Source organism: Streptomyces noursei, from assembly GCF_001646665.1.
Classification (GTDB): Bacteria; Actinomycetota; Actinomycetes; order Streptomycetales; family Streptomycetaceae; genus Streptomyces; species Streptomyces lavendulocolor.
In genome coordinates, this window is sequence record NZ_LWBU01000158.1 from 25117 (window position 1) to 46303 (window position 21187).

General features: G+C 73.6%; 19 protein-coding genes, 1 tRNA gene and 1 pseudogene. 12 read left to right on the forward strand and 9 right to left on the reverse strand.

Annotated elements, in window-relative coordinates; all coding sequences use genetic code 11:
- Window positions 1-75: 75 nt before the first annotated feature.
- From A4V12_RS12220 to A4V12_RS12230, 3 genes are all read right to left on the reverse strand, one after another.
- Entirely contained in the window at window positions 76-522 is a 447-nt protein-coding gene (locus A4V12_RS12220) for a very short patch repair endonuclease (protein ID WP_234372172.1), read from the reverse strand.
- Between the two features lie 92 nt (window positions 523-614).
- The gene (locus A4V12_RS12225) at window positions 615-1076 is read right to left on the reverse strand and encodes an excalibur calcium-binding domain-containing protein (RefSeq protein WP_064069328.1); all 462 of its coding nucleotides are present in this window, start codon (window positions 1074-1076) and stop codon (window positions 615-617) included.
- Window positions 1077-1209: 133 nt separating this feature from the next.
- Window positions 1210-2223 (reverse strand): SEC-C domain-containing protein, encoded by a 1014-nt coding sequence (locus tag A4V12_RS12230; protein WP_064069329.1) that lies wholly within the window; start codon window positions 2221-2223, stop codon window positions 1210-1212.
- Window positions 2224-2606: 383 nt separating this feature from the next.
- Between A4V12_RS12230 and A4V12_RS12235 the strand changes: the two genes are divergently transcribed.
- The 3 genes from A4V12_RS12235 to A4V12_RS12245 all read left to right on the forward strand — a co-directional run bounded on the left by A4V12_RS12235 (window position 2607) and on the right by A4V12_RS12245 (window position 4657).
- Entirely contained in the window at window positions 2607-2915 is a 309-nt protein-coding gene (locus A4V12_RS12235) for a DUF6412 domain-containing protein (RefSeq protein WP_064069330.1), read from the forward strand.
- 90 nt (window positions 2916-3005) lie between these two features.
- Window positions 3006-3698: a YidC/Oxa1 family membrane protein insertase gene (locus tag A4V12_RS12240; RefSeq protein ID WP_064069331.1), complete on the forward strand. Its 693-nt coding sequence runs from the start codon at window positions 3006-3008 to the stop codon at window positions 3696-3698.
- A gap of 101 nt (window positions 3699-3799) precedes the next feature.
- The gene (locus A4V12_RS12245) at window positions 3800-4657 is read left to right on the forward strand and encodes a fumarylacetoacetate hydrolase family protein (protein WP_064069332.1); all 858 of its coding nucleotides are present in this window, start codon (window positions 3800-3802) and stop codon (window positions 4655-4657) included.
- Between the two features lie 106 nt (window positions 4658-4763).
- Here A4V12_RS12245 and A4V12_RS12250 read toward each other — a convergent pair whose 3' ends face one another.
- Window positions 4764-5588 (reverse strand): AraC family transcriptional regulator, encoded by an 825-nt coding sequence (locus A4V12_RS12250; RefSeq protein WP_064069333.1) that lies wholly within the window; start codon window positions 5586-5588, stop codon window positions 4764-4766.
- A 49-nt stretch (window positions 5589-5637) separates the two neighbouring features.
- Here A4V12_RS12250 and A4V12_RS12255 point away from each other — a divergent pair, with 49 nt between their 5' ends.
- Window positions 5638-6147, forward strand: coding sequence for a DUF2000 family protein (locus A4V12_RS12255; protein WP_234372158.1), 510 nt, complete (start codon window positions 5638-5640; stop codon window positions 6145-6147).
- A 76-nt stretch (window positions 6148-6223) separates the two neighbouring features.
- On the opposite strand, the gene A4V12_RS12260 is transcribed toward A4V12_RS12255, so the two are convergent.
- Both A4V12_RS12260 and A4V12_RS12265 read right to left on the reverse strand, forming a co-directional pair.
- A complete protein-coding gene (locus A4V12_RS12260; protein ID WP_423563136.1) occupies window positions 6224-6757 on the reverse strand; it encodes a heme-degrading domain-containing protein in 534 nt (177 codons plus the stop codon).
- A gap of 20 nt (window positions 6758-6777) precedes the next feature.
- Entirely contained in the window at window positions 6778-7842 is a 1065-nt protein-coding gene (locus tag A4V12_RS12265) for a Gfo/Idh/MocA family oxidoreductase (protein WP_064069574.1), read from the reverse strand.
- 56 nt (window positions 7843-7898) lie between these two features.
- Here A4V12_RS12265 and A4V12_RS12270 point away from each other — a divergent pair, with 56 nt between their 5' ends.
- From A4V12_RS12270 to A4V12_RS12295, 6 genes are all read left to right on the forward strand, one after another.
- On the forward strand, window positions 7899-8966 hold the full coding sequence (locus A4V12_RS12270) for an ROK family transcriptional regulator (RefSeq protein ID WP_234372159.1): 1068 nt from the start codon (window positions 7899-7901) through the stop codon (window positions 8964-8966).
- 237 nt (window positions 8967-9203) lie between these two features.
- Complete coding sequence (locus tag A4V12_RS12275; protein WP_064069335.1) at window positions 9204-10028, forward strand: hypothetical protein; 825 nt, start codon at window positions 9204-9206, stop codon at window positions 10026-10028.
- A gap of 485 nt (window positions 10029-10513) precedes the next feature.
- Window positions 10514-11293, forward strand: coding sequence for an HAD-IIA family hydrolase (locus tag A4V12_RS12280; protein ID WP_064069336.1), 780 nt, complete (start codon window positions 10514-10516; stop codon window positions 11291-11293).
- 113 nt (window positions 11294-11406) lie between these two features.
- Window positions 11407-11994, forward strand: coding sequence for a hypothetical protein (locus A4V12_RS12285; protein ID WP_064069337.1), 588 nt, complete (start codon window positions 11407-11409; stop codon window positions 11992-11994).
- Window positions 11991-12686: a class F sortase gene (locus A4V12_RS12290; RefSeq protein WP_079136998.1), complete on the forward strand. Its 696-nt coding sequence runs from the start codon at window positions 11991-11993 to the stop codon at window positions 12684-12686. Before A4V12_RS12285 ends, A4V12_RS12290 begins: the two co-directional genes overlap by 4 nt.
- Window positions 12687-12832: 146 nt before the next feature.
- Window positions 12833-13867 carry a glycoside hydrolase family 6 protein gene (locus tag A4V12_RS12295; RefSeq protein ID WP_064069339.1) on the forward strand — a complete coding sequence of 345 codons (1035 nt, stop codon included), beginning with the start codon at window positions 12833-12835 and terminating at the stop codon, window positions 13865-13867.
- Window positions 13868-13943: 76 nt separating this feature from the next.
- Here A4V12_RS12295 and A4V12_RS12300 read toward each other — a convergent pair whose 3' ends face one another.
- The 3 genes from A4V12_RS12300 to A4V12_RS12310 all read right to left on the reverse strand — a co-directional run bounded on the left by A4V12_RS12300 (window position 13944) and on the right by A4V12_RS12310 (window position 18312).
- Window positions 13944-15896, reverse strand: coding sequence for a galactose oxidase-like domain-containing protein (locus A4V12_RS12300; protein ID WP_064069340.1), 1953 nt, complete (start codon window positions 15894-15896; stop codon window positions 13944-13946).
- Window positions 15893-17824, reverse strand: coding sequence for a glycosyltransferase family 2 protein (locus A4V12_RS12305; RefSeq protein ID WP_064069341.1), 1932 nt, complete (start codon window positions 17822-17824; stop codon window positions 15893-15895). Before A4V12_RS12305 ends, A4V12_RS12300 begins: the two co-directional genes overlap by 4 nt.
- A gap of 414 nt (window positions 17825-18238) precedes the next feature.
- Window positions 18239-18312: transfer RNA gene (locus A4V12_RS12310), tRNA-Lys, on the reverse strand.
- 197 nt (window positions 18313-18509) lie between these two features.
- On the opposite strand from A4V12_RS12310, the gene A4V12_RS12315 reads away from it, so the two are divergent.
- Both A4V12_RS12315 and A4V12_RS12320 read left to right on the forward strand, forming a co-directional pair.
- A complete protein-coding gene (locus A4V12_RS12315) occupies window positions 18510-19826 on the forward strand; it encodes a peptidoglycan-binding protein (RefSeq protein ID WP_064069342.1) in 1317 nt (438 codons plus the stop codon).
- Window positions 19827-19888: 62 nt separating this feature from the next.
- Window positions 19889-21187 (forward strand): annotated as a pseudogene (locus tag A4V12_RS12320) (SPFH domain-containing protein); the annotation flags it as partial.

Consider the following 21187-nt stretch of genomic DNA (forward strand, 5'->3'; position numbering starts at 1 on the left):
CGATGTGAACGGAGCTGCGGTCGGGGCTGACGACCGGTGTGCGGAGCCCTCGAACCATGTGGGTCGGGAGCCCGGTCAGGGGCGACGCTTCGTGGGTCGCGGTGATGCTGCGACCGCTCTCCGCGCCTGAGTCACTGCCTGAGCGACGGCGTCGGGGCTCTCGTGCTCCCAGAACCGCATCACTGTCCATCCCAGTGCTTGGAGATGCTCCGTGGTCTCGCGGTCACGAGCGATGTTCTTGGCGAGTTTCGCCCGCCACCATTCGGCGTTCGACCTCGGATGAGTCGCATGCTGCGGGCAACCGTGCCAGAAGCAGCCGTCGAGAAACACGGCGATCTTGGCCGAGCCGAAGGCGATGTCGATCGACCGTCGGCGCATGCCCGGGACGGGGACGTTCACCCGGTAACGCAACCCCGCCGCATGGAGGAGCTTGCGCACGGCAACCTCGGGGGCGGTGTCGCGGGAGAGCTGGCGGCTCATCCTCGCCGACACGGCGGCGGAGGAAGGGACGGCATCGGGCACCTTGACATTGTGCCGGCGCAGGCGGACCGCATGGGGAGAGGTGGTTGCGCACTCGAACCACAGTCCTCGCCCGACCGTGTTGATCGACGTGCTCACCCGTTGTCGCAGCCCACGCCGTCGTTGTCGCGGTCCAGGTGGCTGGCGTAGCCGGGCTCGCCGCGGTGGACCGGGGCGGCGCCGGCGGCGCGGGCGGCGGTGCAGTTGGCGTAGTAGACGCTGCCGCTGTCGGCGTCCGTGTCCGCGGCGGCGTCGGACGAGTCGTCGGCGGCTGCCGGGGCCTGGCGGGTCACGGTGGCGGTGGCCGTGACGGTCCTGGTGGCGGTGACCGTGGGGGCCGGGGCGGCGGACGGGGTCGTGGTGACGGTCGCGGTGGCCGTGGTGGTCACGGTGACGGCGGGGGCCGGGGCGGCCTTGGTGGTGGGCTTGGAGGTGTCCTCGGAGCCCAGGGCGCCGCAGCCCGTGCCGATCATCAAGAGCAGCAGGCCGCCCGCCCAGACGCGCTTCATGCGGTACAGGGGGCGGGCGGCGGACGGCTGCTGGTACGCGTTCCTCATGGGCACACGTCTCCCTCACACACGGGGACTGGAGCTGTGTGGGGGAACAGGGGGCCAGTCACGGCAGTAGTTGAGAGTGAAAATACTGCACGGGTGTGGTGAAGAGGAGGGAAACGGTCCAATTCCCGGACGGTCAGATCTTCGGCGTCCCGTGGCACTCCCCGTACGCCGTGCCCGAGCCGCACCAGCAGGGGGCGGTGCGGGAGGGGGGCCAGGGGGTGGCGCGGCCGCGGGCGGCGAGGGTGGTGGCGTACTGGGGGAGCAGTGCCGCGTTGGAGGGGGAGGTCGACTCGGAGGCGGCGAACGCCTCGTACGAGGGGACCGTGCCCTGGACGATGCCCAGGTTCGGGGTGCCCGCGGAGGCGAGTTCGCGCAGGGAGGCCTCCAGGTCGGTGAGGTGGGCCTCGTGCGTGGGGTACTCCGCCTCGAGCTCCGGGTAGGCCGCCAGCAGCTCGGTCAGCTCGTCCGCCGGCCACAGCAGGACCGCCACCGGGAAGGGGCGGGACAGGGCCGTGCGGTAGGAGCCCAGCTCGCTGCGGAGGCGGGTGATCTCCGCCTGGAGTTCGGCCGGGTCGGAGGAGCCCAGGGACCACAGGCGCTTGGGGTCGTGCAGCTCGTCCAGCGGCACGGAGCCGGTGTGCAGGCGGTCCGCCAGGACGTCCCAGTCGTCGTGGCGCATCCCCAGCAGCCGGCGCACGCGGTGGCGGCCCATCAGGAGGGACTGCGAGGGGTACGGGACCTCGTCGTCGGGGGAGGGGATCAGGGCCGTGACGGCGGTGGAGAACGCGGCCTCGCTGGACTCCAGCTCGTCGTGGGCCTCCAGCGTCTCCGCGACGATCTCCCACGCGGCGGCGTCCGACGGGGGCGTCGCGCGGATGCCGTCGATGATGACCCGGGCCTCGGCCTCGTGCCCGTACTCCCAGAGGTTGGCCGCCTTCAGGGCCTTGGCCAGCTGCGGGTTCTCCGGGGGCGGTGTCGCGGCCAGCAGGTCGTCGTACAGCGTCGTCGCGCGCGTGCGGGCGCCGGCCAGCTCCAGGTGGGCGGCCGCCCGGAGGAGCAGCGGTTCGCGGTCCTCGGGGTACTGCGCCGCGGTGCGCAGCAGACGCTCGGCTTCGGTGATGTGATCGGCAGGCGTGTCGGGGCGCATGGGGGACACCGTACTGCTGTGCGGCGGACCGGTGGGATCACCCGCGGAGACCTGTCGTCCCGCCGGGCGCGAGCGGATGCCGGCGGACGGTACGGCGACGGGTGCGCCGGTGGTGCCGCCGCCTCACGGGCCGGTAGAGGGCCGGTGCGTGGGCGGCGGCCGGCGCGGTACGGAGGCGGCGGCGGGCGTCCGCGCGGGGCGGCCGCCCGGGCGCTCCGGGACCTTCTCCGGTCCGGCCGCCGGGGCATGGGCGTTCACGTACGTGGCCGGGATCGGCACCCCGTCGCCTCGCGCCGCCGAGTACAGTGGGCGCGACGGGCCGTCGCGCGGGGCAACCTCCGGGCGGTGCGCCGCGTCAACAGGGGAGAGGAAGGGGGGCGATCATGAGCGGTCTCGTCGCGCGGCTGGTGCCGTGCGGTCTGCTCGGCTTCCTGGTGTTCCTCTTCTCCGAGGGCGTGTACGCCGAGGGCGGCGCCCTCTCTGCGGCGGTGGCGCTCGCCGCCGTCGGCTCCGAACTGGTCGCCTGTGCGGTCGTCGCCGCACGTCTCGTGCCCGCCGTACCACCGACACGCGTGCGCACGGCCATCCGCGACCGCGAGCAGCGCACCGCCTTCCTGCCCCAGCGCGACCCCGACGCCTCCGGGCGCCGGCGGCCCCGGGCGCCCGGCCGTCTCCTCCCGACGGCCGCGTAGGGCTCCTCCTTCCGGGCTTCGCCCCACGCGGTTCCGTCATGCCGAGATCCACTTCTCCGGTACGACGAGACCCTCGGAGGGCTCCCACCCATGTCCGTCTTCGCCTCGCTGGTCGAGCAGCTCGCCGGCCTGCTCCAGCCCCTGTTCCACGGCTCCGCCACCGCCGCCGCCATCGTCGTGTTCACCCTGGCCGTGCGGCTCGCCGTGCACCCGCTGTCCCGGGCCGCCGCACGCGGCCAGAAGGCGCGCACCCGCCTCGCGCCCCAGGTGGCCGAGCTGCGCAGGAAGCACGCCAAGGACCCCGAGCGACTCCAGCGGGCCGTGCTGGAGCTGCACGCCCGGGAGAAGGTGTCGCCGCTCGCCGGCTGCCTGCCGAGCCTGCTCCAGGCGCCCGCCTTCCTCCTGATGTACCACCTGTTCTCCAGCGGCGGCATGACCGGGCACACCCTGCTCGCCGCGCCCCTCGGCGGGCGCTGGACGGACGCCCTCGGGCACGGCGGCCTCCTCGGGGACGCCGGGCTGGTGTACCTGGCGCTGTTCGTGATCGTCACCGCCGTCGCCACGTACACCTACCGGCGTACCAAGGGGCAGATGACGGAACTCGGCGAGGGCATGGCGGGGGGCCTGGGCGCCGGGGTGGGCAAGGTGATGCCGCTGCTGTCCTTCGCCACGCTCATCACCGTCGCCGTGGTGCCGCTCGCCGCCGCGCTCTACGTCGTCACCAGCACCGTGTGGACCGCCGCCGAGCGCGCCTACCTGTACCGCGAGCCGTCCACGGTGTGAACGGGGTCTTGCGGGGTGAACCGAGTTCTTGGAGGATCGACCAATCCTCCGATGGCCGCACCCCATCGGCCGGGGCCTACCTCGACCACAGGGAGAAGACCATGAAGCTGCTGCGCGTCGGTACGGCGGGGGCGGAGCGCCCCGCGCTGCTCGACCGGGACGGGGTCCTGCGGGACCTGTCCGCGATCGTGCCCGACATCGACGGAGCCCTGCTCTCCGACGCGTCCGCGCTCGACCGGATCCGGGCCGCGGCCGGCGCGGGCGTGCTGCCCGCGCTGGACCCGGCCGGGCTGCGGATCGGGCCGCCGGTCGCCCGCATCGGCAAGGTCGTGTGCATCGGGCTGAACTACCACGACCACGCCGCCGAGACGGGCCAGGCGACCCCCGCCGAGCCGGTCGTCTTCCTCAAGGCGGCCGACACCGTCGTCGGCCCGGACGACACGGTGCTCGTGCCGCGCGGCAGCCGCAAGACCGACTGGGAGGTCGAGCTGGCGGTGGTCATCGGGCGTACCGCCCGCTATGTGGAGTCGGCGGAGGCCGCGCTCGGGCACGTCGCCGGGTACGCGGTCGCCCACGACGTCTCCGAGCGCGAGTTCCAGATCGAGCGCGGCGGCACCTGGGACAAGGGCAAGAACTGCGAGACGTTCAACCCGCTCGGACCCTGGCTGGTGACGGCCGACGAGGTGCCGGACCCGCAGGCGCTGGGCCTGCGGCTGTGGGTGAACGGCGAGCTGAAGCAGGACGGCTCCACGGCCGACCAGATCTTCCCGGTGGGGGAGGTCGTGCGGTACGTCAGCCGGTTCATGACGCTGTACCCGGGCGACGTCATCAACACCGGTACGCCGGCGGGCGTCGCCATGGGACAGCCGGAGCCGAAGCCGTACCTGCGCGCCGGGGACGTCGTCGAGCTGGAGGTCGAGGGGCTCGGGCGGCAGCGGCAGCAGCTGAAGGACGCCTGACGGGACACGGACGCGGACGCTGCCGCGGAAGCGGAAGCGGAGGCGGTACGGAGAGGCGGACGCGGAGGCGGAGGCGGTACGGGGTGGGCGGCCGGGCCGCCGGCCGTCACCTGCCGCCGGCCGCAGCCGTACGGGCGTAGCGGCCCGGAGCGACGCCCACGAGCCGTTTGAAGTGCCGCGTCAGATGCGACTGGTCGTAGAAGCCGGCCGCGGCGGCCACCGCGCCAGGTGGCTGCCCGTCCAGCAGGAGCCGCCGGGCGCGGTCGACCCGGCGGGCGGTCAGGTACTGGTGCGGGGCGATGCCGAAGGCGGCGCTGAACGCCCGCACCAGGTGCGCCGGGTGGGCGTGCACCAGCCGCGCCGCCTCGTCCAGCGACAGCCCCTGGAGCAGCCGCTCGTCGAGGAGGTCCCGCAGGCCGTGGGCCACCCCGTGGCCGGCCGCCCGGGGGCCGGCCGTCCCGGGGGCGGCGGCGAGCCGGGGCCGCAGGTGGGCCCGGAGCCGCTCGCCGATCAGGGCGAGGCGGCTCTGCGCCTCCAGCTCGTCGCCCCGGTGCGCCAGGGCCGTGTGCAGCTGCCCGACCCGCCGCCGCAGCACCGGGTCGCACAGGTCGGGGGCGTCCACCGCCGGGCCGATGAAGCTCTCGTCCAGCTGGGTCAGGTCGAGGTAGAGGACCCGCTTGCGGAAGCCCTGCTCGGTCGCGGGCGAGCCGTTGTGCGGCACGTGCGGCGGGAGCAGGGAGACCGTGTCGCGCGGGGTGCCGTGCTCGTGGCGGTTCAGGTCGTAGCGGACCGCGCCGGAGTCGACGATCAGCAGGGTCCACGCGTCGTGGACGTGCATCGGGTAGCGGTGCTCGGTGAAGTGGGCGTGGAAGACCTCCACGACACCCGCGACCGGCGGGCGCCACGCGGACACCCGCTGCCTGGCCACCATGCAAAGAACGTACAAGACCCGTCGGCACGGCCGGCGGCAGCATCGGGGCATGACCACGACGCCCATCACGAGCCCGGCGCGCACCGCGCCCACCGCCCCCACCGCCGCCCCCACCGCGCTCCCCGCGGCGGCGGCCGGCGGCCCGCCCGTACGCTTCGACACCAAGATCGCGGTCCTGCTGCGGGAGGACCTGGAGCTCTGGCAGCGGCTGAACGTCACCGCGTTCCTGGTCAGCGGCCTGGGAACGGACGTGCCCGAGGTCGTCGGCGAACCGTACGCGGACGCCGACGGCACCCCCTACCTGCCGATGTTCCGTCAGCCGGTGCTGGTCTTCGAGGCGTCGAAGGAGACGCTGACCGCCGCGCACGGCCGCGCCCTGTCCCGTGCGCTTCCCCGGTCGGTGTTCACCTCGGACCTCTTCGCCACCGGCAACGACCGCGACAACCGGGCGGCGGTACGGGCCGTCCCGAAGGACCTGCTGGACCTGGTGGGGCTCGCCGTGTACGGGCCGCGCAACGCGGTCGACAAGGTGGTCAAGGGCGCCCGGATGCACCCCTGAGCACCATGGGCCCACCGGCCGGGGCCGGCGGGGAAATGGCGGGCCACCCCCCGGGGGAAAGGGGCGGCCCGCCGGCTCATCGGGCGGTGAGGCGCTCCAGGGCCTCCACCACCAGTGCGTGGTCCTCCAGCTGCGGCAGGCCCGACACGGTGACCGTGCCGATGACGCCCGCGCCGGTGACCGTGATCGGGAACGAACCGCCGTGCGCCGCGTAGCGGTCCGGGTCCAGGCGGGAGTCGGTGTCGAAGGACTTGCCCTTCGCGCGGAACCGGGTGCCGACCAGGAGGGAGCTCTCGGCGTACCGCTCGACGACCCGGCGCTTGCGGTCGATCCAGGCGTCGTTGTCCGCGCTCGAACCGGGCAGGGCGGCGTGGAAGAGCTGCTGGCCGCCGCGCCGGACGTCGACGGCCACCGGCGCGGAGCGCTCCCGGGCCAGTTCGACGAGGAGGGTGCCCAGCGTCCAGGCGTCGTCGTACGTGAAGCGGGGGAGCGTGAGGCGGGCCTGCTGCTCCTCCAGCTCGGCGACGCTCGGGGCGGTGCGGTCGTTGCCGTCCGTGCGGTCCGTCTGGTCCGTGCGGTCTGCGGGGGCGGTGCGGTCCATGGGGCTCATGGGGGTCCCGGGCTCCGTGCTCACAGGGTCACCGCCACACCGTCGCGGGCCGAGCGGCGGGCCGCCTCCAGGACGTCCAGGGCCGCCGCCGCCTCCCGGGCGGTGACCGGCGGGGGCGTGCCGTCGCGCAGGGCGGCGGCCACGGCGGCGTAGTAGGCGGGGTAGTCGCCCGGGAGGGACGGGACCGGGGTGCCGCCGCCCGTCAGCGGGGACTCCCCGGCGCCGAGCGCGCCCCACAGGGTGTCCGGCTCGGCGCCCCAGCCGGGGCCGGGGCGCGCGCCCTCGCGGAGCGCCGCCTCCTGCGGGTCGAGGCCGTACTTGACGTACCCGGCCCGCGAGCCGAGCACCCGGAAGCGGGGGCCGAGCTGGGCGGCGGTGGCGCTGACGTACAGGTGGGAGCGGACGCCCCCGGCGTGGGTGATCGCGATGAACGTGTCGTCGTCGGCCTCGGCGCCCTCGCGGCGCACGTCCGCCTCGGCGTACACCCGCGTGGCGGGGCCGAACAGCACGAGCGCCTGGTCGACGACGTGGCTGCCCAGGTCGTACAGCAGCCCGCCGAACTCCTCCGGGTCGCCGGACTCGCGCCAGCCGCCCTTGAGCTGCGGCCGCCACCGCTCGAAGCGGGACTCGAAGCGCTGTACGTCACCGAGCTCACCGCGCTCGAGCAGTGCGCGCAGGGTCAGGAAGTCGTTGTCCCAGCGGCGGTTCTGGAAGACGGAGAGGAGCAGGCCGCGCGCCTCGGCGAGGTCGGCGAGGCCGCGCGCCTCGGCCGCCGTGCCGGCGACCGGCTTGTCCACCACGACCGGGAGGCCGGCCTCGAGGGCGGCGGTCGCGAGCGGTACGTGCGTCTTGTTCGGGGACGCGATGACGATCAGGTCCAGCTCGCCGGCCCGGGCCCACAGCTCGTCGGGGGAGGCGGCGAACCGGACGCCGGGGAAGGCCGTACGGGCCTGCTGCCGCCGCTCCGGGGCCGACGTGACGACCGTGTCGAGGACGAGGTCCTCGGTCGCGGCGATCAGCGGGGCGTGGAAGACGGAGCCCGCCAGGCCGTAGCCGACGAGTCCGACGCGCAGCGGTCCAGTCATGCCCGCCACTTAAGCAACGCTGTTGCCAAAGTGCAAGCGGGCGCGACAATGGGACGGTGAACAGCGACACGGGTGTGAACCTGCCGGCCCTCCGCAACCACAACGCCGCACTCGTGCTCGACCTGCTGCGCACGGCCGGCGAGGAGGGCGCGAGCCGGCTGGAACTGGCGGACCGGACCGGGCTCACCCCGCAGGCGGTCAGCAAGATCACCGCCCGGCTGCGGGAGGAGGGGCTCGTGGCCGAGGCGGGGTACCGCGCCTCCACGGGCGGCAAGCCGCGCACCGTCCTGCGGCTCGTCCCCGGCGCCGCCCACGCCGTGGGCCTGCACCTGGACCGGGACGAGCTGACCGCGGTCCTGGTCGACCTGTCGGGCGTGATCGTGGCGGCGAACGTCGTCCCGCTGGACCTGGGGGCCGGGGCCGAGGTGGTCATGGAGGTGGCGGCCGGCGAGGTCGCCGCGCTCACCTCGCGGCCGCTGCTCGGGGTCGGCGTCGCCATGCCGGGCCCGCTCGACCACGCGGCGGGCGTCCCGCACCGGGTGACCGGCTTCCCCGAATGGGACGGCTTCCCGCTGCGCGACGCGCTCGCCCGGCGGCTGGGGCTGCCCGTGGTGCTCGACAAGGACACGAACGCGGCGGCCCTGAGCATCGCGCTGAGCGGGGCGGGCGGCGACTCGTTCGGTTACCTCCACCTCGGTACGGGACTGGGCGCGGGGCTCGTCCTCGGCGGCGCCGTGTACCGGGGCGCGCGCACGGGGGCGGGGGAGTTCGGCCACCAGACCGTCCAGCTGGACGGCCCCGCGTGCGGGTGCGGCGGGCGCGGCTGCCTGGAGGCGCTGTGCCTGGCGGCCGTCGCGCGGGGCGACCTCGACGAGGCGGCCAGGGTGCTGGGCGCCGGGGCCGCGAACCTGGTCAAACTGCTCGACATCGACCGCGTGCTGCTCGGCGGCCGGGTGGTGGCGGGCGCGGCGGAGCCGTTCGTACGGGGCGTCCGCGCGGTCCTGGCGGAGCGGGCCGAGCGCGCGGGCGAGGCCCCCGTGCCGGTCGCCCTCGCGGACGGCTCGCCCGACCCGGTGGCGGAGGGCGCCGCGCAGCTGGTCCTGGCCCCGGTCTTCGGCCGCTGACCTGCCGCCGGCCCCCCGCTGACCGGGCGGGGGCGGGGCGCGAACGACACGCGGGCGGGTCACGCGGCCGGGCCGCCCGTGGCCGACCGCCCGTCGTCACCACCCGAGCCCGCGTTGCGCCGATCGGGCGCTTCCGGGCGGCCGTACGGCGGGTGGTGGCCGGCTGCGCGGTGCGGCGGGACGACCGCGTGGGAGGTTCTCGGGGCACGACTGTCCACCGGCCGCCAGAGGTTCCCCATGCGACTGCGCAACGCCACCGCCCCCGGCGCCGCCGTCGCCGTCGCCGTACTCGCGCTCACCGCGGCGGCGCCGGCGGACGGCACCGCCACCTTCGAGGCCGCCGTTCCCGACCGGCAGCCCGCCTGCGGCACGCCCTCGGCCGCGGAGTTCCCCATCCGTACCCGCATCGTCGGCGGGCCCGCCTCGTACCGGCCCGGTGGCGGCTTCCACACCTGGACGGTGGAGCTGACCAACACCACCGCCGAGCCCTGCCGCAACATCCATCCGGTGATCGTCTTCACCGACCGCACCCGCGCCCTGAAGCCGGGACAGATCCAGCTGGAGTTCTACGAGGGCGCCGACGAGCGGGGCGGTGGCGGCCGCCAGCACCCCGTCGTCATCGAGAAGACCGACGAGAGCGAACTCGTCGGCGTCCTGGACGCCGGCGCGGCGGGCGAAGCCGCGGGCACCGCGGGCGTCGGCGTCACGGGCACCGGTACGGGCTCCGCCCGCGGCGGCGACCGCTTCCGCGGCTTCGTGGTGGCGCCCGGACGGACCGTCACCGTGCCGGTCCGCCTCGCCTTCACCTCCGACGCCCCGCCCGACACCATCACCGCGAACGCCGCCGTCGTCCAGCGGCGCGGCGGGGACGGCGACTGGGTGGGCGAGTCCGCCGACTACCGTTTCGCGCTCGTCCACGACGAGCCCGCCAGTCAGTTCGCCGAGGAGCTTCCGCGCACCGGCCGCAACGTCCTGGTCATCGCCGGGGCGTCGGTCCTCGCCTTCCTCCTCGGCGCCGGAACGCTCGCCCTGGCGGGCCGGATCCGCGACCGCCGCGGCTGACCGCCGGAGCCGCCCGGCGCCACCGGCCCTGACGGGCCGCCATCACCGCCCCACCCGGCCCTGACGGGCCCCACCGACGGGGCCCGCCGTCGAGAACCTGAGCGAGGGCCGAGCGCTGCCCCCGGGCCGTCTCCTTCCCTTCCCGCCATACGGGTCCGACCAACTGGCACCGGACGGTCGACGGGTGAGGATCGGCGCGAGCCGATCAGGACGAGTCCGGCCGGCCGTGCGCGGGCTCCCGTGCCCCGGCACCCACCCCTGCGGCGGCGTCGCCGGTCGCCGGCTCCCCCAAGGTCTCGGCTTCGCTCGACCAGGGGCCCCACCGCGGCGACCCCCTCCTCCGCCCTGCGTCCGCACGCACCGGACCGGCGCTCCCCGGCCCGGCCCGCCCGGTCCGGCAGGGCCTAGTCTTGGGGCGTCGCCACAGCGCTGTCGCGGCGCCCCCAGCACGCATGCACGTATCCGTACGGCAGGAGTCCCGCCCCATGGCAGAGCGCAAGCCGATCGAGTCCTGGCTGACCGACATGGACGGAGTCCTCATCCACGAGGGCGTTCCCATCCCCGGTGCCGACGCCTTCATCAAGAAACTGCGGGACGCGGAGCGGCCCTTCCTGGTCCTCACCAACAACTCCATCTACACCGCCCGCGACCTGCACGCCCGTCTCGCCCGCATGGGGCTGGACGTGCCGGTGGAGAACATCTGGACCTCCGCCCTGGCCACCGCCCGCTTCCTGGACGACCAGCGGCCCGGCGGCACGGCGTACGTGATCGGCGAGGCGGGGCTCACCACCGCGCTGCACGACATCGGCTACATCCTCACCGACCACGACCCCGACTACGTCGTCCTCGGCGAGACCCGCACCTACAGCTTCGAGTCCCTGACCAAGGCGATCCGGCTGATCAACGGCGGCGCCCGGTTCATCTGCACCAACCCCGACGAGACCGGCCCGTCCACCGAGGGCCCGCTGCCCGCCACCGGCTCGGTCGCCGCGCTGATCACCAAGGCCACCGGCAAGGACCCGTACTTCGCGGGCAAGCCCAATCCGCTGATGATGCGCACCGGCCTGAACGCCATCGGCGCCCACTCGGAGTCCAGCGCCATGATCGGCGACCGGATGGACACCGACGTGCTGGCCGGCCTGGAAGCCGGTATGGAGACCTTCCTCGTCCTGACCGGGCTCACCACCCCGGCCGACGTGGACCGCTACCCCTTCCGGCCCTCGACCGTCGTCGACTCCATCGCCGATCTGGTGGATCGCATCTGACCTGTTCGGCCGGGCATCAGCCCAGGTCAGCGACGTCCGACCGGGTGAACACCGTCCCCCTGCGGATGCGGGAACCGCCGAACCGGGTGAATCTTCAGTGCAGGAGGTTCACGATGCGTTCAGCTTTGTTTGCTCTCCGTGCCGCGGGGACGGTCACCGTCCTGGCGCTGGCGGCGGGGCCGGCGCACGCCGGTGACGGCGAGGAGCACCGGGACGGCGAGAAGCACCGGGAGAAGGTGACGGCCGTGGTCGTCCCGGCCACCACCAGGCCCGGCGAGGACGTGGACGTCCGGGTCCACGGCTGCCGCGCCGAGCACGGCTCCGTCAGGTCGAAGGCCTTCGTCGCGGACGCCGAGCTGTCCGGCCGCGAGGGCAAGGGCGGGCCGCTGCACGGCGACACCACCGTCAAGTCCCACCTGGACACCGGCACGTACCCGCTCACCGTCCACTGCGACGGGCGCGACCACCACGACGCCGGCACCGTGCACGTCACCCACCACACGCCGGCCACCCCCGTCGCCCCGGTACGGGCCGGGGGCGGGGGAGCGGCGCCGATGGCCGCCGACGCGCCCCGCGGCGACACCGAGGGGCAGGGGCCCGGCACCCCGCACACCGTGATCGGCCTGGTGCTGGCGGGCGCCGCGGCGGTCGCCGTCGCGTTCCGCAGCACCCGCCGCCGGCGCCGTACCCGCGCGGACTGACCGTGTCCCGCGCACCGAGCCCCGCCGGAAACGGCCGGCTGCTCACCGGTGTGGCCTGGGCACTGCTGCTGCTCGGCCTGTGGCTGTGGGGCAAGGACATCACGGCCGGCCCCGGCGGCCTGTCCGCGCCGACCACCGGTGACGTGGCCGCCGTCGGCCGCCCCCTGGGCGTCCCGCTGCCGCCGGCCCGCCCGCCGATGGAGCCCGCCGCCCCCGCGCGCCTGGAGGTCCCGTCGCTCAGGATCACCGCGCCGGTCGCCCCGCGGGGCCTGGACGGCACGGGCGCGATAGACCCGCCCCCGTACGAGGAGGCGCACAGCGTCGGCTGGTTCGGCGGCGGGGCGAAGCCGGGCGCCGACGGCGCCGCGCTCTTCGTCGGCCACGTCGACACCGAGACGGAGCCCGCCGTCTTCTACGGCCTCAGCTCGGCCCGCCCCGGCGAGCGGGTCCGGGTGACCCGGACGGACGGTTCGGTCGCCGAGTTCACCATCGACGACGTGCAGGTCTTCGCCCGGCACGAGTTCGACCCGAAGAAGGCGTACGGGCAGCGCAGTCCGGGCCGCCCCGAACTGCGCCTGATCACCTGCGGCGGCACCTTCGACCGCGCGGCCGGTGTCTACACCGCGAACGTCGTCGTCTCCGGCTATCTGACGGGCGGCCGGGACGCCGCGCCGGCGGCGCGGGGCGGGTGACGGTGACGGGCGGCCGTGGGGTCCCGGGGGCGGGTGGCCGCCCTCGTGGCTTTCCGGACACGTGTGTCAGGATGGATTGGACCGGGTTGTCCGGGAGGGGGCGCCTGGGGGGTGGCCCCGCACAGAGTGCACCCGAGGGGGAGTGGATGTACGGCAGTTGCACCGGGCGTGCCCGCGTGAGGGCGGCCACGGTGGGGGCGGTCGGAGCCGTGGCGGCATTGCTGCTGGCCGGCTGCACCTCCCCCGACGCCGGCGGCGGCGAGAAGACCGAGGCCGTGCCCGGCGTGAGCCAGCAGCCGAAGGCGACCGATCCGTTCTGGGTCAATCCCGGCAGCAAGGCGGCCCAGCAGGTGGCCAGCTACCTGCGGGACGGCAAGAAGGAGGACGCCGACCTCATCCGGAAGATCGCCTCCCAGCCGGTGGGCGAGTGGGTCGGCACGGAGCAGCCCGAGGAGGACGCCCGCGGTTTCACCGAGGCGGCCGCGAAGGCGGACCGGGACGCGGTCCTGGTGCTCTACAACATCCCGCACCGCGACTGCGGCCAGCACTCCGCGGGCGGCGCCGCCGACGGCGGCGCGTACCGCGCCTGGCTGGACAAGGTCGCCAAGGGCATCGGCGACCGGCGGGCCACGGTGATCGTGGAGCCGGACGCCGTGATGCACATGGTGGACGGCTGCACCGAGGACCAGTACCACGAGGAGCGGTACGACCTGCTGAAGGGCGCCGTGAAGCGGCTGAAGCAGCTGCCGAACACCAAGGTGTACCTGGACGCGGGCAACGCGGGCTGGGGCAAGCCGGACCAGATCTTCGAGCCCCTGAAGTGGGCGGGCGTCGGTGAGGCGGACGGCTTCGCGGTGAACGTGGCCAACTTCCAGACCACGGCCGCCAGCAAGGAGTACGGCAAGAAGGTGTCGCAGAGGGTCGGCGGCAAGCCGTTCGTCGTCGACACCAGCCGCAACGGCAACGGCCCCTACACCAAGGGCGACCCCGCCGAGAACTGGTGCAACCCGCCGGGCCGCGCCCTCGGCGAGACGCCCACGACGCAGACGGGCGACCCGCTGGTCGACGCCTACCTGTGGATCAAGCGCCCGGGCGAGTCGGACGGCGACTGCAAGGGCGGCCCGAAGGCGGGCGACTGGTTCCCGGAGTACGCCCTCGAACTGGCCCGCAACACGAAGTAGCGGCACCGCGCGGCAGTACACGCACGACGAAGGGGCGCCCCCGCCGGGGGCGCCCCTTCGCCGTCGTGTCCGGGTCCTACGGGACCTCGACCCACACCGCCTCGGACGGGGTGCCCTTGTCGTCGGTGACGAAGAGCATGTACCAGCCGGAGGGGACCAGGGCCCGGTTCTTCGGGACGGTGACCTGGATGCCGTCGGCGGTCTTCTTCATCTCCAGCGCGATCGAGCGCTGGTCGACGTCGGTGACGTGCGTGACGGCGCTCGGCCGCATCAGCTTCGCCGTCTTGATCCTCGCGGCGTCCGGGGTCGTGAAGACACCGCTCTGCCCGCGCTTGATCGTCTCCGGACCGCCGGTGACCTTGGGCTTGGAGTCACGGAAGAGGTAGGGCGGGGTGTAGATCTCGATGCGCTGCTCGAAGACGCCCGGCTTGGTGTTGGCCTTGTCGGCGAAGAGCGAGTCCGAACCGAAGATCATCACACGGCCGTCGGGCAGCAGCACCGACCCCGAGTGGTAGTTGCGGCCCACCTGCGGGTCGGCGACACGGGTGTACGTCCCGGTCTTCGGGTCGTAGGTCCGCGCCTCCAGCACGTTGGAGTCGCCGCGGCCCCGGTAGTCCTCGGAGCCGCCGGTGACCAGGACGGTGTCGTCCGGCATCAGCGAGGCGCTCGGGTAGCGGGTGCCCCTGTCGAGGGAGGCGCCGTCCTTGAAGCGGGGGTTGGGGTCCTTGAGGTCGACCAGCCGGGACTTCTCGCTGGAGTCCTGCGACTCGCCGACGCCGCCTCCGCCGATGACCATGAACCTCTGGTCCTGGGCGGGCGGCAGCATGACGGTGGCGGACGTCTCCATCCGGTCGGCGTCGCCCAGCCCCGGTATCTTCTTGAACTTGTTGGTCTCCAGGTCCCAGACGCCCGGGTCACGGCCGACGTCGGCGGGGCCGTACCCGGCGTTGGAACCGGAGTAGAACAGCTTGCCGTTGTCCATGAGGAAGATCGCCGGGTACGTGGGGAAGCGGCGCTCGATCCCCGTGTACTCCCACTTCTTGGTCTTCGGGTCGTAGATCTCGTCCTTGCCGGGGACGATCTGCCCGATCTCGTCGAGGCCCGACAGGGCGAGGACCTTGCCGTCCTTGAGCGTGGTCAGCGTGGGGTACCAGCGCGCCTCGTTCATCGGGTCGACCTTGATGTACTTCTCGGCGACCGGGTCGAACTCGAAGGCGTCCTTGATGCCCTGGAAGTCCTTCTTGTCGAGGGCGAGCTTCTGCGCCATGCCGTAGACGTTGCGGGCGTCCTTGCCTTTGAGGCCCACGACCTTGTAGTTGTCCTCGGTGCCGGTCTCGAACTCCTTGCCCGACTCCTCGGCCTCGACGTAGATGCGGCCCAGCCCCGGCTGGGTGCGCAGGAAGCGGCCGGTGGCCTTGTCGAAGACCTTCTCGGCCTTCTCCACCAGGATCGGGTCCTTGGAGACGAACGTCTTCCCGTTGGCCTTGCCGGTGAACTTCGTCCCGGCGGGCAGGGTGATCGGCTTGTCCGGGTCCTCGTTGTGGACGATCATCAGGCCGCCGGCCTTGGTGACGTCGCCCTTGAGCTTCTCGTACCGCTTGGTGCCGCCGGCGATCAGCAGCTTGCCGTCGGGCAGCTGGGTGTGCCCGGCGCAGAACATGTCCTTCGGCGTGGGGATCATCTTGAACTTGTTCGTCCTCGGGTCCCACAGGACCGACTCGAACTTGTTCGCGTCGAAGTTCTTCTGGTTGTTGCCGGACCCCGCGACCAGCAGCACCTTGCCGGTGTGCAGCAGCGCCGCGTGGATGGTGTTGATCCGGAACTCGGAGGGGACGTCGAGGAAGTCCCAGTGGCCGTTGGCGGCCTTGTACTCCGGCTTGTTGATCGTGTAGTCGTGGTATGTCTCCGAGCCGTACCTGTACAGGGCCGGCCCGTTGAACCCGGCGACCACAGCAACCACCGCCGTGCCTATCAGGATGCGACGGGCACGGTTCCTCCGGTGGTTCGGCCGGACGGGCAGGCTGCTCATTTGTTACGTCCCCCAAGGGCGATCTGCATGGTGTCGTTCTGCTCGGCCCAGCTCGGCTTGGCCTGCGGCGCCTCGTCCACGGGCGGGACGGGCGGCTGCGGCGGCCGGCCGCCGCCTCCGTGCCGGGCGGGCTTCTTCTTCTCCTGGCGCAGCATGTGCCGCCAGACGAAGATCGGCGTGGCGGTGATCAGGGTGGCGAAGGACGCCCAGATGATCATCGCCGGGTGCGAGTGCCCGAAGACGAAGCCGGCGGCGATGGACGCGCCGAAGATCCCGATGAAGTACCAGTGGTAGCGGAAGGTGCCGAACCACCGGTCCGGGCTGGCGGAGTCGCCCTTGGGGGTGACCACGAACTTGCTCTTGCGGCGCAGGGCGGAGTCGATCAGCGCCTTGGCGTAGAGCGGCGCGGAGAGCGCGGACATGAGCATGCCGGCCACGCCGCCGGACCCCTCCGGCTCGTGCGGGGAGACGTTGTGGCGGCGGTTCCAGACGTACAGGCCGATCTGCAGCGCGGAGGCGTTGCCGTAGAGCATCAGCCACACCGTCGGGTCGATGTTCACACCCGAGGCGCCCAGGCCCAGGAACAGCGCGCAGCTCAGGGCGGCGAGGATCCAGTTCAGGGCGGACATCGGATAGAAGATGATCATCATCGTGTAGTTGAAGAGCTTGCTCGGCGGCAGCGAGTACCAGCCCTTCCAGTACTGCTTGAGGATCGTCTCGTACGTACCGCGCGACCAGCGCATCTGCTGGGTGAAGAAGTCCGTCCAGGCGCTGGGGCCCTCGCCGACCGCGAGCACGTCCGGGGTGTAGACCGAGCGCCACTTGTTGCCCGTCGCCGGGTTCTTGTGGCGGTGGATCTCGAAGCCGGTCGCCATGTCCTCGGTGATCGAGTCGTACAGGCCGCCGATCTGCTTCAGCGCCTTGATGCGCACGGCGTTCGACGTGCCGACGAACATGGGCGCGCCGTAGCGGTTTCCGGCCCGCTGGATCAGCGCGTGGAAGAGGAACTGCTGCGACTCGGCTGCCTTGGTGACGAAGTTGTCGTAGTTGCCGTAGACCTGCGGGCCGATGACGAAGCCGACGTCCGGGTCCCGGAAGAAGCCGAGCATGCGCTCCAGGTAGTTCGGCAGCGGCACGTGGTCGGTGTCGACGGAGGCGAAGAAGTCGTAGTTGTCGCCGTGCGCGTCGAGCCAGGCGTTGTAGTTGCCGTGCTTGGTCTTGGCGCGGTGGGGGCCGGTGGGCTGGTTCCACTTCGCGATGCCCTTGCGGGAGAAGTGGTGCACGCCCAGGCGCTCGCAGACGGCCTTGACCTCGGGGTCGTTGCCCTCGTCGAGCAGCCAGACGTGCATCAGGCCGCGGTGCCGGATCCTGACGGCCGCCTCCAGCGTCTTCGTCACCATCTCCAACGGCTCCTTGCCCGGGACGAAGGAGGTGAGGAAGGCGACGCGGGTGCCGGTCTCCGGCACGACCGGGACCGGGTCGCGCGCGACCAGCGTCGCGTGGGCGTTCGACAGCACGTTCATGCAGCGGAAGAACTCGATCAGACCGATCGAGACGAGCATCACGATGTCGAGGGCCGGCAGCCAGTCGAACGCGGGGTAGTCGCGCTCGGTCCAGTGCGAGGGCTGGAGCAGCCACACCAGCAGCACCAGGGAGAGCACCGGGGCGGCGGCCAGCATCAGCGCGACCCGGATGCGGTGCGGCTCCTGCGAGATCAGGGAGCGGTACTGCACCCGGTACGGCTTGTCCGCGGCGGGCTGCGTCAGGGGGCCCGCGAGCCTGCTGTAGTGCTCGTAGTCGTAGCGGGGCAGCGGCTTGGCGGCGCCGCGCTGCCGGGACCCGCCGGACCGGAGCTGCGGGGGAACCCGGAGCTGCGTGGTTCGGGACGGGTCGTTGTCCTGCCGGGCGCCGCTCGGCGTCGACGTCATGAGTCTTCCCCCCGCACGCATACTGGCTGCGTGATTGGTCGTGTTCGTTTCCGTCCGGAGCGCGCGGTCCCCCTAGACCGGCGCGTTCCGGCACATCAGTGGTCGGCCACCATTCCCGAAGACAGGGATGGACGGCCTTCCGGTTGCATGATGCCTGTCACTGCATCGCTGCGTGAACGGGACCCCCACCCCGTGGTCCACGCAACCGGAGCACCCCCCGGAACCGCCGCCAACCGCACGAACCACGTGTCCCATTGGGGGACACCCGTTCCAGGATAGGGTCTGCGGCCGTCCCGCCCGGTCGTAAGGGCGATACGGACTGCTTGTCGGGCATATGCGTGCTTCGCGGATGAATCGGGAGTGGTGGCACGACTGAGGCCCCCTCACTCGTGGTGAGGGGGCCTCGGCCTCGCGTGCGCCGCCAGGGACTCGAACCCCGGACCCGCTGATTAAGAGTCAGCTGCTCTAACCAACTGAGCTAGCGGCGCGTGCTGACCTGCACAACTCTACCCGATGCGCGGGGGTGGTCAGGACCGCCCGGGAGTGCCGCGCGCCGGTGAATGGGGCCGCCCCGGCCTGTCGGCCGACCGGTTTTTCCCTTTCAACCGTCAAAATGCGACATGTCGGGTCAGTTGCGACACTGGCGCCCGTACCGCAGCACCGTAAGAACCTGGAGGGGAAGCGCATGGCCGCCGTGCCGGTCTTCGAGGAGTACGAGCCCGCCCCCGACTGTCCCTGCACCGGCTGCGCCCGGCACCGGCGCGAGACGGCCCTCCGCCCGGCCGTGCGGGCCGGCGGTCACCCCGCCGCCCACGGCGCGCGGCGCGCCCTGGTCCTCTTCACCGCCGCCGGGGTCGCCCTCGGCGGCGGGGCCGGGGCGGGCGCCGTCACCCTCCCGGCGGGCCCGGCCGGGCCGCTGGACCCGGCCGGCCCGGGCCGCGACCGGGACGACCCGGACGCCGCCACCCCGCAGGGCGGCACCGGGCCGCTGCACGGCCGCCCGCACGCCGGGCCGACGGGCGGTCACGTCTCCGCGCCCTCGCTGCGCCGGTCCACCCGCGCCGAGATCATCAACCGCGCCAAGCGCTGGGTCGCCGCGAAGGTCCCGTACTCCATGGAGAAGTACTGGACGGACGGCTACCGCCAGGACTGCTCGGGCTTCGTCTCGATGGCGTGGAACCTCGCCGGCAACGAGTGGACCGGCTCCCTCGACCGGTTCGGCACCCGGCTGGACCGCTCCGAGCTCCAGCCCGGGGACATCCTGCTGTTCCACAACCCGGCCGACCCCAACCGGGGCTCGCACGTCACCATCTTCGGCGGCTGGACCGACTACACGCACACCTCCTACACCGCCTACGAGCAGACCCGGCCGCACGCCCGCAGGCTGGCCACCCCGATGGCGTACTGGGACAACTCCAGCCGCTACGTCGCCTACCGCTACAAGGGCCTGAGCGGCGGGACGCCCGGCGGCCCGGGGGTCTCCGCCGCGTACCCCGGCCCGGCGGCCTTCGGACCGGGCGCGAACAACCGCCACGTCACCCGCCTCGGACAGATGCTCGTGGAGCGCGGCGGCAAGCGGTTCTACCGCTCCGGGCCCGGGCCGCGCTGGACCGAGGCGGACCGCCGGGCGACGCGGGCGTTCCAGCGGGCGCAGGGCTGGACCGGGCGGGAGGCGGACGGGCTGCCGGGGCCGGACACCTGGCGGCTGCTGGTCACCGGCCGGGGCCGCGACATCCCCTCCGGCCCCGGCGCGGCCGCACCGGCTCCCGCCTTCCCCGGCCGCGCGCACTTCCGGCCGGGCGTTTCGAGCACGTACGTCGAGGCGCTCGGGCGCCAGTTGGTGAAGCGGGGCTTCGGCGCCCACTACCGCTCCGGGCCGGGGCCGCGCTGGAGCGAGGCGGACCGGCGCAACGTCGAGGCGTTCCAGCGGGCCCAGGGCTGGCGCGGGGCCGCCGCCAACGGCTACCCGGGCCCCGAGACATGGCGGCGGCTGTTCGGATGACCGACCACGAGGAGGCAGGGTTGAGCACGGCGATGCCGGAGGGCGGCGGGACGACGGCCGGGCGGCGGGTTCCCGTCATCGGGAACGAGACCACCGGGCCGATCCCGGTGCACCTGCTGTTCCGCGACGACGAGAAGGCCGGTCCGGGGGCGGTGGCCGCCGGGCCGGCCGCCGCCGTGCGCGGACGGACGGCCGGGGAGGAGCGGGCGCTGGTGACGGAACGGCCGCCGGTCACGGAACGGCCGTCCGGCAGGGGCGGGCCGTCCGGTGACGTGCGCCCGGCCCCGGCGGCCGGATCCGCCGGCGCCACCACCGCCGCGCCGCGTGCCGTCCCCGCCGTCGTGCCGCGTGCCGTGCCCGCCGCACCGGCCGGCACGGCGGCGGTGACCGTACCCGCGTCGGCGCGGCGGACCGTGCCGCCGGCCGGGCCCGAACCGGCCGAGCGGCCGGGGCCGGTGCTGCCCGGGTGGGCCGGGGTCGCCGGCGGGGCGGCCGCGCTGGCCGGCTGCGCCGCGCTGCTGTGGTGGACCGGCGCGGTGCCCCCGTCGGCGGCGGACATGCTGGGGCTGCCGTACCGCCCGTACAACGGCATCGGGCTGGGCGTCTGGGCGCTGCTGGCCCTGGGGGTGCTCGCGGTGCTCTTCTCCTTCGGCGGGCTGTGCCGGGGGAGGGTGGGGCACGCCTGGGTGCTCACGCTCTTCGGGGACTACCGGGGCAGTGTGCGGCGGACCGGGCTGATGTGGGTGAGCCCGCTGCTGCTGCGCCGCCGTGTCGACGTACGGCTGCGGCACTGGCGCAGCGAGCCGCTCCCGGCCGTCGACGCGAACGGCACCGCGCTGCGGGTGGTGGTGCTGGTGGTGTGGCGCATCAGCGACACGGTGCGGGCGGCGCTCGGGGTGGCGGACCACGAGCGGTACCTGCGCGAGCAGGTGGAGTCGGCGATGGCCCGGGTGCTGTCCCGGCTGCCGGCCGACGCTCCCGCCGGCCCCGGCGGGGACTGCTCCGCCGGCGAGGACGCCCCGATGACGCTGCGGGACGCGGAGGCGGTGGGGGAGGCGCTGACGGGGATGCTGTCCGAGCACTGCGCACCGGTCGGCGTCGAGGTCTTCTCGGCGCAGCCGACCCGGATCGAGTACGCGCCGGAGATCGCCGCGGCCATGCTGCGGCGCCGGGTCGCGGCGATCGACGCCAGGCACCGGGACGCGGTGCTCACCTCCGTGGTGGACGCGGTCGACGACATGGTCCACCGGCTGACCACGCGTGGTCTGGTCGAGCTGGACGACTACGACCGCAAGGCGCTGGTCAAGGACCTGACGGTGGCCTTCTACACGGGTCGTGGTGGTCCGGTCGAAGGCCCGTGA

Coding starts and splice junctions, on each gene's coding strand:
- A4V12_RS12265 (WP_064069574.1), bottom strand. CDS start 7,842: ATGACTGGACCGCTGCGCGTCGGACTCGTCGGCTACGGCCTGGCGGGC.
- A4V12_RS12275 (WP_064069335.1), top strand. CDS start 9,204: ATGCGACTGCGCAACGCCACCGCCCCCGGCGCCGCCGTCGCCGTCGCC.
- A4V12_RS12235 (WP_064069330.1), top strand. CDS start 2,607: ATGAGCGGTCTCGTCGCGCGGCTGGTGCCGTGCGGTCTGCTCGGCTTC.
- A4V12_RS12285 (WP_064069337.1), top strand. CDS start 11,407: ATGCGTTCAGCTTTGTTTGCTCTCCGTGCCGCGGGGACGGTCACCGTC.
- A4V12_RS12250 (WP_064069333.1), bottom strand. CDS start 5,588: ATGGTGGCCAGGCAGCGGGTGTCCGCGTGGCGCCCGCCGGTCGCGGGT.
- A4V12_RS12305 (WP_064069341.1), bottom strand. CDS start 17,824: ATGACGTCGACGCCGAGCGGCGCCCGGCAGGACAACGACCCGTCCCGA.
- A4V12_RS12280 (WP_064069336.1), top strand. CDS start 10,514: ATGGCAGAGCGCAAGCCGATCGAGTCCTGGCTGACCGACATGGACGGA.
- A4V12_RS12225 (WP_064069328.1), bottom strand. CDS start 1,076: ATGAGGAACGCGTACCAGCAGCCGTCCGCCGCCCGCCCCCTGTACCGC.
- A4V12_RS12255 (WP_234372158.1), top strand. CDS start 5,638: ATGACCACGACGCCCATCACGAGCCCGGCGCGCACCGCGCCCACCGCC.
- A4V12_RS12315 (WP_064069342.1), top strand. CDS start 18,510: ATGGCCGCCGTGCCGGTCTTCGAGGAGTACGAGCCCGCCCCCGACTGT.
- A4V12_RS12300 (WP_064069340.1), bottom strand. CDS start 15,896: ATGAGCAGCCTGCCCGTCCGGCCGAACCACCGGAGGAACCGTGCCCGT.
- A4V12_RS12245 (WP_064069332.1), top strand. CDS start 3,800: ATGAAGCTGCTGCGCGTCGGTACGGCGGGGGCGGAGCGCCCCGCGCTG.
- A4V12_RS12295 (WP_064069339.1), top strand. CDS start 12,833: ATGTACGGCAGTTGCACCGGGCGTGCCCGCGTGAGGGCGGCCACGGTG.
- A4V12_RS12260 (WP_423563136.1), bottom strand. CDS start 6,757: ATGAGCCCCATGGACCGCACCGCCCCCGCAGACCGCACGGACCAGACG.
- A4V12_RS12240 (WP_064069331.1), top strand. CDS start 3,006: ATGTCCGTCTTCGCCTCGCTGGTCGAGCAGCTCGCCGGCCTGCTCCAG.
- A4V12_RS12230 (WP_064069329.1), bottom strand. CDS start 2,223: ATGCGCCCCGACACGCCTGCCGATCACATCACCGAAGCCGAGCGTCTG.